Source organism: Hansschlegelia beijingensis (genome assembly GCF_045505405.1).
In the GTDB taxonomy this organism is placed as follows: Bacteria; Pseudomonadota; Alphaproteobacteria; order Rhizobiales; family Methylopilaceae; genus Methylopila; species Methylopila beijingensis_A.
Window position 1 is genome coordinate 1 of the sequence record NZ_JBJKEX010000520.1, and the last position, 1,375, is coordinate 1,375.

Sequence of the window (1,375 nt, forward strand, 5' to 3'; positions counted from 1 at the left end):
GAGCGCCGCGCGCGGCCCGGTCTGCGGCAGCAGCACGGCGAACTCCTCGCCCCCGAGCCTGCCGATCACGTCGGACTTGCGCAGCTGTCCGAGGCAGGCCGTGACGCTGCGCGCCAGCACCGCGTCGCCGACCGCGTGCCCATAGGTGTCGTTGACCGACTTGAAGCGGTCGAGGTCGAGGTTGATCAGGCTGATCTCGTTGCGGTGGCGGGCCGCGAGATGCAGGGCGCGCGTCGCCTCCTCGCGGAACGCGCGGCGCGACAGCGCGCCGGTCAGCGCGTCGGCGTTGGCGAGCAGGCGGAGCTCCAGCCCCTCCATGACGATCTGCGCGAGGTCGCCCAGGATGGCGACCTGCTCCTCGTCGAAGCTGCGCGGCTCCCGGTCCATCACGCACAGCGTGCCGATGGCGTGGCCTTCCGGCGTGCGGAGCGGCGCGCCGGCGTAGAAGCGGACATGCGGCTCGCCGACCACATAGGGATTCTGGGCGAATCGCGGATCGACGGTCGCGTCGCAGATCACCAGCGGCGCGCCCTCGCGGATGGTCACGCAGCAGAACGCGTCGCCCTTCGGCGTCTCCTGCAGGTGCAGGCCGCGGCGCGACTTGAACCACTGCCGGTGCCCGTCGATCAGCGAGACCAGGGCCATGGGGACGTCGAAGATCCTGGCGGCGAGCCGGGTGACGCGGTCGAACGCCTCCTCGCTCGGCGTGTCGAGCACGTCGTAATGCGCGAGCGCCGCCAGGCGCTCCTCCTCGCTCGCCTCGGCCGATTCGACGTGAATGGCGGCCACGGAAGCTTGGTCAGAACCCACTGCGAACACTCCTGCTACGGCCGATACGGCCCCGCCCCTCCCCGGCGGTTTCCGGCACGATGGCCGCGGCCGGCTTACAATTGGTTGCCAGGATCGATCGAAAACCCCGGCGGCCCGCCAAGGTGCTGGCGCAGACGGGCGGCGAGCGCTGCGGGATCCTTGAGCTCGCACTCCCAGAGCACGAGCGGCTCCCAGCCGAGCGCGCGTAGCTCGGCCAGGACCCTTGCGTCACGCGCGACGTTACGGCCGATCTTAGCGCTCCAGTATTCGGCGTTGGCCTTCGGGGCGCGCGCTCCGCGGGCGCAGTCGTGGCCGTGCCAGAAACAGCCATGGACGAAGACGACCTTGCGGCGAGAGGGAAACACCAGGTCCGGGCTTCCCGGCAGGTCCTTGCGGTGCAGCCGGAACCGGTAGCCCAGAGCGTGAGCGGCGCGCCGCACGAGCATCTCGGGCGAAGGACTTCAACAGCGCCAACCCGCAGTACGGCCAGTTCAACCTCGGCACCGACAAGACCTGGCAGGGCGACGCCTGGAAGATCGGCGGCGGCACCAACTGGGGCTGGTAC

Annotated in this window: 2 protein-coding genes; both read right to left on the reverse strand. The window is 70.5% G+C overall.

Going from position 1 to position 1,375, the window contains the following annotated elements:
- Positions 1-789 (reverse strand): sensor domain-containing diguanylate cyclase (locus tag ACIKT0_RS18295; RefSeq protein ID WP_407106750.1); only part of this gene is annotated, 789 nt, incomplete at its 3' end.
- Positions 790-884: 95 nt separating this feature from the next.
- On the reverse strand, positions 885-1,256 hold the full coding sequence (locus ACIKT0_RS18300) for a very short patch repair endonuclease (protein WP_407106751.1): 372 nt from the start codon (positions 1,254-1,256) through the stop codon (positions 885-887).
- Between the last annotated feature and the right edge of the window lie 119 nt (positions 1,257-1,375).

Bases quoted from the DNA above. Each gene is read 5' to 3' on its own strand.
- ACIKT0_RS18300 (WP_407106751.1), bottom strand. From the start codon at position 1,256: ATGCTCGTGCGGCGCGCCGCTCACGCTCTGGGCTACCGGTTCCGGCTG.